Below are 14,806 nucleotides of genomic sequence, written 5' to 3'. Positions count from 1 at the left end.
TATACATATACTAAACTTTCCATTTTTTTAAATTGTTCAAGCAGTTTAAGATTTCTTTTCAATAATTCAAATGTCCGTGTCATTTTCTTTCGGTTTTGCATCTACTATATAATGAACGCTTTATGGAGGTGAATTTATGTCAAATAATAATTATTCAAATGGATTAAATCCCGATGAATCTTTATCAGCTAGTGCATTTGACCCTAATCTTGTAGGACCTACTTTACCACCGATACCACCGTTTACCCTTCCGACTGGGCCTACTGGGCCTACTGGACCTACTGGACCTACCGGGCCTACTGGACCTACCGGGCCTACCGGGCCTACTGGACCTACCGGGCCTACCGGGCCTACTGGACCTACTGGACCTACTGGTGACACTGGGACTACTGGACCTACCGGGCCTACTGGTGACACTGGGGCTACTGGACCTACCGGGCCTACTGGTGACACTGGGGCTACTGGACCTACCGGGCCTACTGGTGACACTGGGGCTACTGGACCTACCGGGCCTACTGGTGACACTGGAGCTACTGGACCTACCGGGCCTACTGGGGCTACTGGACCGACTGGACCGACTGGACCATCCGGACTAGGACTTCCAGCAGGATTGTATGCATTTAACTCCGCTGGAATTTCTTTAGATCTTGGACTTAATGCTCCAGTACCATTTAATACTGTTGGATCTCAGTTTGGTACAGCAATTTCTCAATTAGATGCTGATACTTTCGTTATTGCTGAAACTGGATTCTATAAAATCACTGTTATCGTATATACTGCGGCAATAAGTGTATTAGGGGGGCTTACAATCCAAGTAAATGGGGTATCTGTACCAGGTACTGGGGCTACTTTAATCTCAGTTGGAGCACCTATCGTTGTTCAAGCAATTACGCAAATTACGACAACTCCATCATTAGTTGAAGTAATCGTTACAGGACTTGGGCTATCATTGGCTCTTGGTACAAATGCATCTATTATTATTGAAAAAGTTGCTTAATTTTTTACTTAGCAGTAAAACTGTTATCAGTTTTACTGCTTTTTCAATTTTAAATTCAATCATGAAACATTCGCTATCTACATAATCATATTGTTGTATGACATTTTGCAGGAGGCACAAATATGGAAAGTAAATCTGCTATTCAGCTTTATCTCGAATTGCTAAAGAAGACAATTTTATTTGAAATATGGTTGGAATATGAGGCATACTTACCCGCATCTCTACATATTTCGAAAGAACTAGAATTCGAACCAGTTACAGTCCCCCTCCCTTTATTCATTAAGCAATATGCTGAAAACCATAACTTAAAAATTGTAAAACCAAATGTTTCAAAAAGTGAACGTCATGATGGAATGGATTGGCCAAGAGCAGCACATAGCATGATTGGTCGAGAACGTATGAACCAATTACAAGAGGCAATGGAAACCGTTGTTCGTGAAAATATAGAAGGAGATTTTATTGAAACAGGTGTATGGCGCGGAGGATCATGCATTTTTATGAATGGTTTTTTACAAGCAAACAACATTACGAATCGTAACGTGTGGGTCGCAGATTCATTTGAAGGTTTGCCAGCACCGAATCTAGAACAATATCCAAAAGATTACGGTGATTATTTACACACATTCGATTACTTACGCGTCTCTTTAGAACAAGTACAAGAGAATTTCAAAAAATATGATTTACTAAATGATCAAGTGAAATTTTTAAAAGGTTGGTTTAAAGATACTTTACCAACAGCACCAATTGAAAAAATAGCAATTGCACGGCTTGATGGTGATATGTACGAATCCACAATGGATGGTCTCGTGAACTTATATGATAAAGTTTCTAAAGGTGGCTATATAATTATCGATGACTACGGGCTACCGCCATGCGCTGAGGCTGTGACAGACTTTAGAAATCAACGGAATTTAAAAGCCCCTATTACTAAAATTGATGTATTTGGCGTTTATTGGAGAAAAGAATAAAAAAAGATTTAATCTATAGGAGATTCTATTTTCACTCATCCTTCTCTCACTTCTAATCCAATTAAGTATTCTTTTTCGGAATCTCCTTACATATAACAATTGTTTTCCTGTGTTCTCTCACTACAAATTGAAAATTTTATTAATAGATTTACTGCATCTTCTCATACAAGAAAGGGGTATACTCATGAGCGAACTTAACAAAGAAATGACTTTACTCCCCCCTCCTGAACTCGTCCAATATGTAGGTGGCGACTTCAAAAAAGTTGGAAAAGAGTTCCTAAAGTATTTTATTCAAATTGGCGCTTTAAAATCAAATGAAAAAGTATTAGATGTAGGCTGCGGCGTCGGCCGAATGGCTGTACCATTATTGAATTACTTAAATGATGATGGAGCGTATTATGGATTTGATTTGTTTAAAGATGGAATTATTTGGTGTCAAAATAACATTTCAACTATGCGTAATAATTTTCACTTTGAACATGTTGACATATACAATCAATTCTATAATCCGGAAGGAAAAGAAGATGCCTCTCAATATCGTTTTCCCTATGAAGACGAAACATTCGATTTTATCTTTTTAACTTCTGTATTTACACATCTTCTCCCAAAAGAATTAGAACATTACGTATCTGAAATTGTACGTGTATTAAAAAAAGACGGGAGATGTTTCATTACATTCTTTCTTATAAACCCTGAATCGGCCTATTATTTAAATGCAGGACAAAGTACATTAGGTTTTTATCATCGAATCGAAAATTGCTACGTTGTAAATAAAGATATTCCGAATTTCGCAGTTGCTTATCCTGAGACAGATATTTGCAATCTATTGAATAAGTACGGCCTAGAAATAATTAATAAGCCGCATTACGGTTTATGGTGCGGCAGAAATGAATATACAAGTTACCAAGATATTGTTCTTACAAAAAAAAGCTTCTGAAAGGAAGTTATGTATGATGAATGAAAAAAATCCACCTCTCGTTTCCATCCTTATTCCCACTTATAATCGGCCTCATTATTTCAAAATTGCTCTAGAAAGTGCATTGGCACAAACTTATTCAAATATTGAAATCATCATCGGAGATGATAGTACAAATGATGAAACAGCAACTTTAATACGCGAACAATACTTACCAAATTATAAAAATATAACATACATTCGAAATATCCCTACTCTAGGACAATTTCACAATGACCTTATGCTCATAGAAAAATCAAATGGTGAGTATATAAATTTTTTAATGGACGATGACGTGTTTTATAAGCATAAAATACAAAAAATGATGGCCTATTTTGAGCAAGATCCCAATAAAAATCTTGCTCTTGTTACTTCTTATCGAGTACGTATTGATGATCATGGAAATCTAATCGGTGATTCCCATCCAACACAAAGGTTATATAGTGAAGACACTCCATTAAACGGGATATTTTTAGGTAATTGGATGTTAAAAGGTGGGCACAACATTATCGGTGAGCCTACAACTACTTTGTTCCGAAAAGAATTGCTCACTGATCCTTTTGGTACCCTTAAAGAGCGACAATATTCTTGTAGTGTTGATATGGCCTCATGGATTTCTTTACTTTCTAAAGGAAATGCAATATACATTTCTGAGCCTTTAAGTCAATTTCGCTACCATGCTGGACAACAAATACACAATAAGCTCCTTCAAGGTTGTGAAGATTTCACACACCTCGTTATAACAGCAAAAGAATATGGCTTTTTACAAAATACTACGGACTATAGAGCAGCTCTACTTAGTGCTTACCAATGGTGTAAAAGTTCCTTAAAATACTATCTTCATCAACTAGATATTTTTCCTGACGCACATGTACGTCTTTCCCATTGTTTGGATATAATTATTAAAGAGTTAAACAATTAAACTACTCTGCAAAATCAAAAGTGTATGGGCTATATGCGAATCATTCGTATAGTTCATACATTCTTTCTCATACTATAAAATCCATTACTATAAAGAGCAGTAGAAAGGAATACCTACATTGAAAGATCCAAATTCTCAATATCAAATAGACTACGTATTACTATTTATTTTATTTGCCATTGGGATTGTTAGTTGTTGTGCTATTGCAAGTGCGCAAGCCTCTTTACCACCATTTTTACAAAACGTCAATTTTGTACTAAAGCAAATCCAATGGTACTTCATTGGATTTATAGCCATTGGTGTTATTATGATTATCGATTTCGATCGTTATCAAAAAATTGCTTGGTATTTGTATAGCTTTGCAATGGTACTACTTATAGGACTAGAACTTCAAGTACCAGGTGCCGTTACAATTAAAGGCGCTACTGCTTGGTACAGGCTCTCAGGCATCGGAAATTTTCAGCCTTCTGAAATTATGAAATTATTTTTAATTATCGTCATTGGACGAATTATAGCAAATCATAATGAGAAATATTTTTCCAGAACAGTGCGTGACGATTTTTTATTACTTGGAAAAATATTTGCGACAAGTTTGCCACCACTACTACTTATTGCAAAAGAACCAGATTTAGGAAACACAATGGTCATTTCAGCGATGCTTGCAGCAATGATACTAGTTTCTGGCATACGATGGCGTTTTATTTTCGGATTAGTTTCAGGTACTTTCGTCGCTGGATCTACATTAATATATATTTTTTTTACTCACACAGATTTCTTTAAAGCACACATTTTAAAAGAATATCAACTAAATCGCTTCTACGGATGGTTAGCACCTTACAAATATGATGCACAAGGCTATCAATTAAGACAAGCATTCTTAGCGACTGGATCCGGAGAAATGCAAGGAAAAGGATGGGAAAATGGACAAGTATATTTTCCAGAACCACATACAGATTTTATTTTCACTAATGTCGCTGAACAATTTGGATTTCTAGGCGCAAGTGTCATTATTTCACTTTTTTTCTTACTCATTTTTCGAATGATTCATATCGCTTTAGAAAGTAATGACCCTTTCGGTAGTTACATTTGCGCTGGTACAATCGGAATGTTTACTTTCCAAGTATTCCAAAATATCGGGATGACAATCGGATTACTTCCCATTACAGGGATAACATTACCTCTTATGAGCTACGGAGGAAGTTCACTACTTACATACATGATTGCGATTGGATTCATTTTAAATGTTCGCTCAAGAACGAAAATCTTTATGTTTAAATGAACAACAAAAAAACGCTATATTTTTATCTCTATCCTTTTTTAGATATACTAATGAAAAATACGATGGAGGTTTAAATATGAAATATGACATTATAGGAGATATTCATGGATGCTTCCAAGAGTTTCAAAATTTAACAGAGAAGCTAGGATATAACTGGAGTAGCGGTCTACCGGTTCACCCTGACCAACGTAAACTTGCATTCGTTGGCGATATTACAGACCGTGGTCCTCATTCATTACGTATGATCGAAATTGTATGGGAACTTGTCATACATAAAAAAGAAGCTTATTACGCTCCTGGAAATCACTGTAATAAACTATATCGATTTTTCCTTGGACGTAATGTAACAGTTGCTCACGGACTTGAAACAACTGTTGCTGAATATGAAGCACTTCCTTCTCATAAGCAAAACATTATAAAAGAAAAGTTTACCACTCTTTATGAACAATCACCGCTCTACCACATACTAGATGAAAAAAGAGTAATCGTATGTCACGCTGGGATTCGGCAAGATTACATAGGAAGACGAGATAAAAAAGTACAAACCTTTGTATTATATGGCGATATTACAGGAGAAAAGCATGCCGATGGCTCACCTGTCCGTCGTGATTGGGCGCAAGAATACAAGGGGCAAGCTTGGATTGTATATGGACATACACCAGTAGCAGAACCTCGATTCGTCAATCAGACAGTCAATATTGATACTGGTGCTGTATTTGGTGGCAAATTAACCGGATTACGTTATCCTGAAATGGAGACTATCTCTGTCCCTTCTTCGTTACCTTTTGCCGCTGAGAAATTCCGTCCAATTTCATAACTACCTTACTTAGCATTATTTAGGCAGATCTCATATAAAACTAGGTAAAGTAATTAAAAAAAGATGCAATAAAGTGCATCTTTTTTTAATTACCCTACATATAATGTCGCAGGAGGTGACAGAATGAAGAAAAAATCTTCTAAACAAAAAAGAAAATTTCCCCCTTTATATCTGCCCATGTACGGAATTAACAACTGGTGTAGTATTCGAGCTGCAGCGATAGAAGAACTGGAAGAACAAGAGTCATCAAAAAAAAGCAAAGTAAAACCAACATATGTCTCTTTAGAAAATGCTGTGATGAGCCGCATAATCGATCGTAAAAAAATAAAGATGCAACAAAAAAATAAACAGCTCTCAAATCAAGATGAACAGGTACTACATTCTAACCAAACAGAAGAAAAGGCGGAAGAAAATATTTCTGTAGCAATAAATAAAAAAGTGGAACCAGAAATTCCAGCTGCTATTATAAACAAAGTAAAAAAAATAAAAGAAGCATTAGCTTCATCGAATGATATACAAACTGAAAAACCACTCATAATTGAGACACCTACACCTGAAAATACAAAAGTTAAAAGGGGCGGCCGATATGCATATGCGGAGGGGCTTCACTCTCATGCGGAAGGCATGGCAGCACATGCGGAAGGCTTATTAACGCACGCAAAAGGTTCTTTCTCTCATGCAGAAGGATCAAACTCAAAAGCAACTGGACATAGTTCGCATAGTGAGGGAAGTGAAACGACAGCAGGCGGTGCTTATTCTCATGCGGAGGGTAAACAGACGATTGCTTTAGGCGAAGCAGCACACGCAGAAGGAACCGCAACTATCGCTAACGGATCCTCTTCTCATGCGGAAGGTCATCATACATCAACAGCTCATTTTGCAGGTAGCCATATTATGGGGCGCTTCGGCACTGCAGAAGAAGCTTATTCTTGGTTTATTGCAAATGGTGTAAACGACACCGACCATAATATCGGTGCTAAATGGCTTGCCCATAATGGAGAAATGTACATTGAGGGCGCGTCTTACAATGCAAGCGGAACGGATTTTGCACAAATGTTTGAAACAGAAGGTCATAAACCTATTGATGTCGGTTATTTCGTTACATTTAGTAGCGAAGAAAAAATTCGGATAGCTACTTCACACGATTCGTTCATTTTAGGAATATCTAGTGCAACCCCTGCACTTATAGGAAATAGCGGGGCTTTAAGTTGGCAAAAACGCTATAAAACAGATAACTTTGGGAAACGCCAATATGTATGGACGGAAACAGAAGAAATACAACCTCTTTTAAATACAGAATGGGATCCAGCTTGCAAATATGTAGCAAGAAAAGATCGCGCCGAGTGGCTTCCTGTCGGATTAATTGGGCAAATGTTAGTACGTGATGACAGCACTTGCGAAACTCATGGATATTGTCGTCCAAATGACAATGGCATTGCTACAAAAGCCGAAAGTGGATTTTTCGTTATAAAGCGTACGGGTGAAAACCAAATTTTAATATTATTCCGCTAAGAAAAAAGGGAACAAAATTCTTTATAATATAAGAATTTTGTTCCTTTTTTAAGCATTCCTAAGTAGCTCTTGCATATCGCTTGGAATTTTTATAGTGAAAGACATTTCTTTCTCTAAAATAGGATGATAAAACGTCAAAGATTTACTATGAAGTGCTTGCCGTTTCATTTCATCCCTTCTTCCTCCATATAAGTTATCACCAAGTAATGGATGTCCTATATGAGCCATATGCACACGAATTTGATGCGTTCTTCCTGTCTCAAGCTCCAGCGCTACATGTGTCTTATCATATGTACTATCAATTACTTTAAAATGAGTAACTGCCCTTTGTCCATCCTCACAAACCGTTCGCTCAATAATGCTATCAGATTTCCGACCAATTGGTGCATCAATTATTCCTTCTCGTTCTACCATCTCACCGTGAACAATTGCTTCATACGTTCGTTTCACAGCTTTTTGTTGATGCTGCTTAGATAAAAGATGATGCACGAAACGATTTTTTGCAATAAGCATAAGCCCTGAAGTATCACGATCTAACCGTGTTACAATGTGCACTGTACTTGCAAGATGCTGCTTATCATAATGAGATAAAATCGCATTGGCAACACTCCCTGCCGGATGTTCTCTAGATGGAATCGTTGACATGTTCGCCTCTTTATCAATGATAAGAACCGCATCATCTTCATATACAATGCATAAAGGGATATCTTCTGCCATCATCCCTTCACTTCTTTCCTCGACTGGAAAAAAGACACTTAATTCTTCACCAGCGCGCAACTGATGACGAACACTCGCATGTTGACTATTTACTTCAATTGCCCCGCCGTGAAACTTTATATCCGTTAAAGCGGCTTTAGAAATACCTTTCGTTTTCAAAAATTCCCTAACTAAAGTTCCCTCTTCAGCCAGCCCTATATCCCATTTCAATGTAAATCTGTTCAAATATATAACCCTTTCTATTTATCTGCAACAAACGAGTCACGAACTCGTTTCCAGAACGGGAACGGGCGGAAACGAACAAATCGTACTTTCTCGTTTGCTACGCGATACTGGATTGATTTCACATCTTGATGGACCATTGTTAAATGATCCACTGTAATTTGTAAGTTCATTCCTGCAGCCGGCTTTAACACACATGTATGATGCTTCGGCAATACGAGTGGCGATCCTACAGTACGAAACACACGATTGTTAATGGACGCCATTTCTGCAATTTGAATCGCTTCAATAGATGGGTGAATAATTGCTCCGCCAAGCGCTTTATTATACGCAGTACTTCCTGAAGGAGTAGAAATACAAAGGCCGTCCCCGCGGAATGTTTCAAAATATTCTCCGCGTATTTCTACTTCTGTTACTAATGTACCTTCTGCACTTTTTACAGTCGCCTCATTCATCGCTAAATACTGTGACTCTTTACTTCCATTCACATAGCGAATAATAACTTCTAAAAGCGGATATTCCACCACTTGGAATGGTGTTTTTGCAATCGCAATTACTAATTTCTCTACTTCTGTCGGTAACCAATCTGCATAGAAACCTAAATGTCCTGTATGTACACCAACAAATGCTGTTTCATCCAATCGATTATAATAACGATGAAACGCATACAAAAGCGTTCCATCTCCCCCAACAGAAATTACAATATCGGGTTCCTTTTCATCCATTATAAATCCAAAATCTAGCAAGTACTCTTTCATCGTGCTTGCCAGTGTATCTGATGATTGATCTCCCTTTGACATAATTGTAAATTTCATCGCCCAACACCCTTTAGTTTATGATTCGGAATCTTTCGTTTCTTGCTTTCTTGAAAAAGCCTTTTGCGCTTCTTGAATTTCAAGACGAATAGAAGACATTTCTTCATCTAATAAAAACGCCGCTTCAGCTGCACGTTGCAAGCGTATTTTAATATCTTCAGGAAAACGTCCACTATATTTATAATTTAAAGAATGCTCAATTGTTGCCCAAAAGTTCATTGCTAGCGTGCGTATTTGGATTTCTACCAATACTTTTTGTTCACCCTGAATCGTTTGAACAGGATAACTAATGACAACATGATAAGAACGATAACCGCTATCTTTCTTTTGCGTGACATAATCACGTTCTTCCACGATTTCAAAGTCATTTCGTTTTCGAAGATATTCTACAACAGGCTTAATCTCATCAACAAATTGACACATCATTCTAAGCCCAGCAATATCCTGCATATCTTCTCTCAATCGGTCTAGCGGTACATTTCTCTTCTCCGCTTTATCAATAATACTTGCAACCGACTTTACCCTTCCTGTTACAAACTCAATTGGAGAATGCTCTGTTAACATTGCAAATTGAGTACGCATTCCTTTTAGTTTCACTTTCAGCTCTGCCACCGCTTGGTGGTAAGGTGCTAAAAATTCTTCCCAATTTCGATTCATTTCAACCACCACCAAAATCAATCCATTTGCTTATAGAAATACTTTTTCTACAGCAGTTACTAATTCTTCTCCGTAATTTGCATTACCTTCAATATTTTCAACTAAATATTCTACTTCTTCTTTTAATCCTTCTAATTCCATTTCAATGTCATTCACGCTAACGAACATAACCACATCGTTATTCATCGCTTCATGCATTGCTTCCCAGCATGTGTGCGGAATACTTACATAAATGAAAGATGATTCATTTTCTAAGATATATAAAAATGATAAATTGTCTGAGTCTACAAGTACGTGATTACGTGCACTTAACTCCTTTACCTCTATTTCACTATTTTCCGCACAAAAAATAAGAGCATTCTCTCTCTTTTCTACGCTCTTAACTTGGATTTTATTTTGCATGCTCTAACTCCTCCATCTCAACTTCCTGTCTTACTTAACAGTATTATTGTATCATAACATGGACGCAAACAAATAAAACATTGAACCAAATTTATGAAAAAGCGATAATGTGTAAAGAATTATTTTTCAAAAGGAGATTATACAATGACACAAGAAATTGAAATTGAATTCAAAAATATCGTTACAAAAGAAGAATTCGATACATTATGTAAATCGTTTTCTATTGAAGCATTTACGAAACAAGTGAATCACTACTTTGAAACACCTGACTTCTCGTTAAAAGAAGCTGGCTCTGCACTTCGTATTCGTCATAAAGGAGAAACTTATACGTTAACGTTGAAACAACCTGCAGAAATCGGTTTATTAGAAACGCATCAAGTCGTAACAGAAGACGAAGCAAAAATGATGATGGAATCAAACACAATCATTCAAGGAGCAGTAGTAGATCAATTACACAAATTACAAATTCCTGTTTCTGCTTTAACATATATGGGTAGTTTAACAACAGAAAGAGCAGAAACATTATTTAAAGGCGGAACGCTTGTCTTTGATCATAGTTTCTATTACAATCACGATGATTATGAAATTGAATTTGAAGTACAAGATGAAGAAACAGGAAAAGCTGCATTTATTCATTTATTAACGCAACATAACATACCTGTTCGCCATACAAATAACAAAGTAAAACGCTTTTTCCTTGCCAAACAAAACAAAGCACGCTAAAGTGAAAATTCCACTAGTGAATATGTTTCACTAGTGGATACATCTCACTAAAAAAGTTTACACCCGTAGAATAAGCAAAGAATCTTTGAAAAGGCTGTTTATTTGCCCTCTCGAACATTCCATTGCTACAATAGATATACATTTCATGGAAAAAGGAGTTTATAAAGGATGAGCAAGCAACCGATGACACCATTTGAAGCAATTGGCGGTGAACAATGCATTGCAATATTAGTAGATACATTTTATTCCTATGTCAGTAAACACCCTGACTTATCTCCCATCTTCCCGGAAGATTTAACAGAAACCGCTAGGAAGCAGAAGCAATTTTTAACACAATATTTAGGTGGTCCTAATTTGTACACTGAAGAACATGGTCATCCTATGTTAAGAGCACGCCATCTTCCGTTTGAGATTACTCCAAAACGAGCAGAGGCTTGGCTATCATGCATGGAGCAAGCAATGGATGATACTGGAGTGCATGGTCATATAAGAGAGTTTGTCTTTGAACGTTTAGCATTAACCGCTCAGCATATGGTTAATACTCCAAACGAAACAGGTGAAGTGTAATGGATAAGCAGGAAGCAAAGCATATAAATATGCCATCTCCTTCCGCATGTGAGCATAAGTCTGTAGAAGCATATTTATTTATTGATCCACTTTGTAAAGATTGCTGGGAAATTGAGCCTTTTATTATTAAACTATGGCTTGAATACGGGAAATACTTCTCTATTCGTCATATCGTAACAGGAAAAGTGGATGGAACGAACGCTTCCTCACACAAATGGAATAAACCTGCTAATATTCGATTTGTGTGGGAAAAGACAACAAGTTTACAAGGTTTTTCATGCGATGGAAAGGTACATATGCAAGAAGCATCGTCAACACCATATTTAGTTTCGATGGCAATTAAGGCAGCGGAGTTGCAAGGCCGAAAAGCAGGTTCGAAGTTTTTGCGAAAACTCCAAGAATACATTTTCCTTGAAAATGCATCAAGCCCTGACTGCGAACTATTACTTGCATGTGCGAAAGATAGCAATATTGATGTAGAAGAATTTAAAAAAGATCTACATTCTGCTAGTGCAAAAAAAGCTTTCCAATGTGACTTGAAATTCACGAATGAAATGCATATTACAGAAATACCCTCCCTCGTCTTTTTTCATGCGAACTCAGATGAAGAAGGTATTAAAATCGCTGGAAATTATTCCTACGATGTATACGTACAATTATTGAAAGAACTTGTAAAATGTGAAATTGAGCCAGAACCATTACCACCTTTAGAAGCGCTACTAGAAGCAACACAATTTATATCTTCAAAAGAAGTAGCATTTATTTATGACTGTTCGCAACAAGAAATTGAGCGCGAACTTAAAAAATTACAACTGAAACGAAAAGTACAAATGATAGAAGTAAAATGCCAACGTTATTGGAAATGGATAGCAAAAGAAAAAGACCTGGTGTAAACACCAGGTCTTCTTCTTTACGGCTTATAAAAATATTAAAGGGGATGGGAGAAATTTTCACGTTCAAACAAAGGGGTATATGTTTGTATGTGAATTCGTTCACGCTTATTATATTACAAGATTCGACGTCAGATGACAACCCCTTTTGTCGAATTTCACACTTTTGTCACATTCTAAACGTTTTCATTTTTGAATAAGCTATAAAAAAGGTCATTTAGGGGGTTTATTTATGAAAAAATCTTATATTGCTCTTCTCTTTCTAGCTGTCATCGTTTCTTTTTTCTTGTACATCCTCTCTCTACTACAAGCTTTTCCTAAAATTATTGCCTTACCTCTTTTATTCGGAATCATTGTTATCACTCTCTCTTATTTCAATCATAAAAAACGATTCAAAGGGTTTTAATTTCAAAAATCAGCCGTAAAACTATCCTTTCAGTTAGAAAAAACAAAGAAATCCATCTTGTTTTTTCGACATATATCGACATTTAATCTATTCAAAAAAAGACGAGGATACAATCCCTCGTCTTTTTTCATTACTTTTCTTCAAATAATAATGCTTCTAATTCATTTAATTTCTCTTCAAATACTTGTAGTGCCTCTTTTACTGGTTCAGGAGATGCCATATCTACTCCTGCTTTTTTCAGCACTTCAATTGGATAATCAGAGCTTCCTGCTTTTAAGAACTCGTTAATATAACGTTCTACTGCTGGTTGTCCTTCTTCTAAAATCTGTTTAGATAGAGCAGTCGCTGCACTAAATCCTGTTGCGTATTGATATACGTAATAGTTGTAGTAGAAGTGTGGAATACGAGACCATTCTAAACCAATCTCTTCGTCGATTACTAAAGCGTCACCGAAATATTTCTTATTTAAATCATAGTAGATTTCCGTTAGCATATCTGGCGTAACAGCATGTCCTTCTTGTACTTTCTTATGAATAATATGTTCAAACTCTGCAAACATCGTTTGACGGAATACAGTACCACGGAACCCTTCTAAATAATGATTTAATAAATATAGACGCTCTTTCTTATCTTCTGTCGTTTTTAATAAATAATCATTTAGAAGCGCTTCATTACAAGTAGATGCCACTTCTGCTACAAAGATGGAATAATCACCATATACGTGCGGTTGTGTTTTTCTTGTATAGTAACTATGCACCGAATGACCAAACTCATGAGCAAGTGTAAATAAGTTATTTACATTATCATGCCAGTTCATTAAAATATACGGATTTGTTCCATATGCACCAGATGAGTATGCCCCGCTTCGTTTTCCTTTATTCTCATACACATCTACCCAGCGATTTTCATATGCCTCTTTCAAAATATCAACATATTCATCACCAAGTACGTTTAAAGATTTTAATAAAAGGTCTTGTGCTTCTTCGTATTTCACATTCATTTTCACTTCTGGTACAAGTGGTGTATATAAATCATACATATGAAGCTCATCAAGTCCTAATGCACGCTTACGAATATCGATGTAACGGTGTAATAAATGTAAGTTGTCATTTACCGTTTCAACGAGTTGATCGTATACTGCTTCCGGAATATTATTATTGCTCAGTGCAGCTTGGCGAGCAGAATCATATTTACGAACACGCGCATTGAAATTATTACGTTTTACTGCTCCACTTAACGTACTTGCGAATGTATTTTTAAATTTCCCATACGTTTCATATACAGCTTTAAATGCATCTTCGCGAACACGAGGATCATCACTTTCTAAAAACTGAATGTAACGGCCATGTGTAATTTCTATTTCTTCTCCGTCTTCACCTTTAATAGATGGGAATTTTAAATCCGCGTTATTCAACATACCGAATGTATTGCTTGATGAACTCATTACTTCAGATGCTTCCGCTAATAAAGCCTCCTCAGCTTCTGATAATACGTGCGGGCGTTGACGTGTAATTTCTTCTAATGCATGTTCATATACACTTAAATCTCTATTTTCCTTCAAGAATGTTTGCATTGTATCTTCTGAAATCGATAAAATTTCAGGCACAATATACGCTGTGCTACTAGATACTTGTGAATATAAATTTGTTGCGCGATCATTTAATGCTTGATATACAGAGTTTGTTGTATCTTGATCGTAACGCATATGAGCATATGTATATAGCTTACCTAATCGCATTGAAATTTCATCTTCATATTGCAATGCCTCAAGTAAATTGTCCGCAGAGTCACCAAGTTTCCCTTTAAATTCAGTTAACTTCGGTAATAGCTCTTTAATAGCCTGGAATTCTTTTTCCCATTCTGCATCCGTTTGGAAAATATCTTCTAATCGCCACGTACTTGCTTCTTCAATCTCGTTGCGATCTGGTAATGCTTTCGCTTTGTTTTGTTCAGACAT

Annotated in this window: 16 protein-coding genes; 11 read left to right on the top strand and 5 right to left on the bottom strand. The window is 36.5% G+C overall.

Features of this window, described 5'->3' with window-relative positions; genetic code table 11:
- Window positions 1–136: 136 nt before the first annotated feature.
- The 7 genes from N2V79_RS06335 (at window position 137) to N2V79_RS06305 (ending at window position 7,450) form a co-directional block, all read left to right on the top strand.
- Window positions 137–997: a BclA C-terminal domain-containing protein gene (locus N2V79_RS06335; protein WP_340719715.1), complete on the top strand. Its 861-nt coding sequence runs from the start codon at window positions 137–139 to the stop codon at window positions 995–997.
- A gap of 122 nt (window positions 998–1,119) precedes the next feature.
- On the top strand, window positions 1,120–1,965 hold the full coding sequence (locus tag N2V79_RS06330; protein WP_064532909.1) for a TylF/MycF family methyltransferase: 846 nt from the start codon (window positions 1,120–1,122) through the stop codon (window positions 1,963–1,965).
- A 184-nt stretch (window positions 1,966–2,149) separates the two neighbouring features.
- Complete coding sequence (locus N2V79_RS06325) at window positions 2,150–2,902, top strand: class I SAM-dependent methyltransferase (RefSeq protein ID WP_340719714.1); 753 nt, start codon at window positions 2,150–2,152, stop codon at window positions 2,900–2,902.
- A gap of 13 nt (window positions 2,903–2,915) precedes the next feature.
- The gene (locus N2V79_RS06320) at window positions 2,916–3,842 is read left to right on the top strand and encodes a glycosyltransferase family 2 protein (protein ID WP_071731617.1); all 927 of its coding nucleotides are present in this window, start codon (window positions 2,916–2,918) and stop codon (window positions 3,840–3,842) included.
- Window positions 3,843–3,960: 118 nt separating this feature from the next.
- Window positions 3,961–5,121 (top strand): FtsW/RodA/SpoVE family cell cycle protein, encoded by a 1,161-nt coding sequence (locus N2V79_RS06315; protein WP_053565012.1) that lies wholly within the window; start codon window positions 3,961–3,963, stop codon window positions 5,119–5,121.
- A gap of 76 nt (window positions 5,122–5,197) precedes the next feature.
- Complete coding sequence (gene prpE, locus N2V79_RS06310; RefSeq protein WP_340719713.1) at window positions 5,198–5,938, top strand: bis(5'-nucleosyl)-tetraphosphatase PrpE; 741 nt, start codon at window positions 5,198–5,200, stop codon at window positions 5,936–5,938.
- Between the two features lie 123 nt (window positions 5,939–6,061).
- Window positions 6,062–7,450, top strand: a complete 1,389-nt coding sequence (locus N2V79_RS06305) for a peptidase G2 autoproteolytic cleavage domain-containing protein (protein WP_075719009.1) — start codon at window positions 6,062–6,064, stop codon at window positions 7,448–7,450.
- A 48-nt stretch (window positions 7,451–7,498) separates the two neighbouring features.
- Here the strand turns inward: N2V79_RS06305 and N2V79_RS06300 are convergent, their stop codons facing one another.
- From N2V79_RS06300 to N2V79_RS06285, 4 genes are read right to left on the bottom strand one after another with little or no spacing between them, the layout of a single operon-like run.
- Window positions 7,499–8,392: an RluA family pseudouridine synthase gene (locus tag N2V79_RS06300; RefSeq protein WP_340719711.1), complete on the bottom strand. Its 894-nt coding sequence runs from the start codon at window positions 8,390–8,392 to the stop codon at window positions 7,499–7,501.
- A 14-nt stretch (window positions 8,393–8,406) separates the two neighbouring features.
- The gene (locus tag N2V79_RS06295; RefSeq protein ID WP_000673190.1) at window positions 8,407–9,204 is read right to left on the bottom strand and encodes an NAD kinase; all 798 of its coding nucleotides are present in this window, start codon (window positions 9,202–9,204) and stop codon (window positions 8,407–8,409) included.
- Between the two features lie 18 nt (window positions 9,205–9,222).
- Window positions 9,223–9,861 (bottom strand): GTP pyrophosphokinase, encoded by a 639-nt coding sequence (locus N2V79_RS06290; protein WP_001081482.1) that lies wholly within the window; start codon window positions 9,859–9,861, stop codon window positions 9,223–9,225.
- Window positions 9,862–9,891: 30 nt separating this feature from the next.
- Window positions 9,892–10,263 carry a UPF0738 family protein gene (locus N2V79_RS06285; RefSeq protein ID WP_001180005.1) on the bottom strand — a complete coding sequence of 124 codons (372 nt, stop codon included), beginning with the start codon at window positions 10,261–10,263 and terminating at the stop codon, window positions 9,892–9,894.
- A gap of 144 nt (window positions 10,264–10,407) precedes the next feature.
- Between N2V79_RS06285 and N2V79_RS06280 the strand changes: the two genes are divergently transcribed.
- The 4 genes from N2V79_RS06280 to N2V79_RS06265 all read left to right on the top strand — a co-directional run bounded on the left by N2V79_RS06280 (window position 10,408) and on the right by N2V79_RS06265 (window position 12,849).
- Window positions 10,408–10,986, top strand: a complete 579-nt coding sequence (locus N2V79_RS06280; protein WP_000191118.1) for a CYTH domain-containing protein — start codon at window positions 10,408–10,410, stop codon at window positions 10,984–10,986.
- A 168-nt stretch (window positions 10,987–11,154) separates the two neighbouring features.
- Window positions 11,155–11,553: a globin domain-containing protein gene (locus N2V79_RS06275; protein WP_000043386.1), complete on the top strand. Its 399-nt coding sequence runs from the start codon at window positions 11,155–11,157 to the stop codon at window positions 11,551–11,553.
- Window positions 11,553–12,446: a ClpXP adapter SpxH family protein gene (locus N2V79_RS06270; RefSeq protein WP_340719710.1), complete on the top strand. Its 894-nt coding sequence runs from the start codon at window positions 11,553–11,555 to the stop codon at window positions 12,444–12,446. The genes N2V79_RS06275 and N2V79_RS06270 overlap by 1 nt, the downstream gene beginning before the upstream one ends.
- A 229-nt stretch (window positions 12,447–12,675) precedes the next feature.
- Complete coding sequence (locus tag N2V79_RS06265) at window positions 12,676–12,849, top strand: hypothetical protein (RefSeq protein WP_000750354.1); 174 nt, start codon at window positions 12,676–12,678, stop codon at window positions 12,847–12,849.
- A gap of 130 nt (window positions 12,850–12,979) precedes the next feature.
- On the opposite strand, the gene pepF is transcribed toward N2V79_RS06265, so the two are convergent.
- Window positions 12,980–14,806 (bottom strand): oligoendopeptidase F, encoded by a 1,827-nt coding sequence (pepF, locus tag N2V79_RS06260; RefSeq protein ID WP_089170608.1) that lies wholly within the window; start codon window positions 14,804–14,806, stop codon window positions 12,980–12,982.

The sequence above is a fragment of the Bacillus sp. CH_70 genome (assembly GCF_038007045.1).
In the GTDB taxonomy this organism is placed as follows: Bacteria; Bacillota; Bacilli; order Bacillales; family Bacillaceae_G; genus Bacillus_A; species Bacillus_A cereus.
The sequence above is the reverse complement of the archived record's forward strand: the minus strand, read 5'-3'. Positions and strand labels throughout refer to the sequence as shown.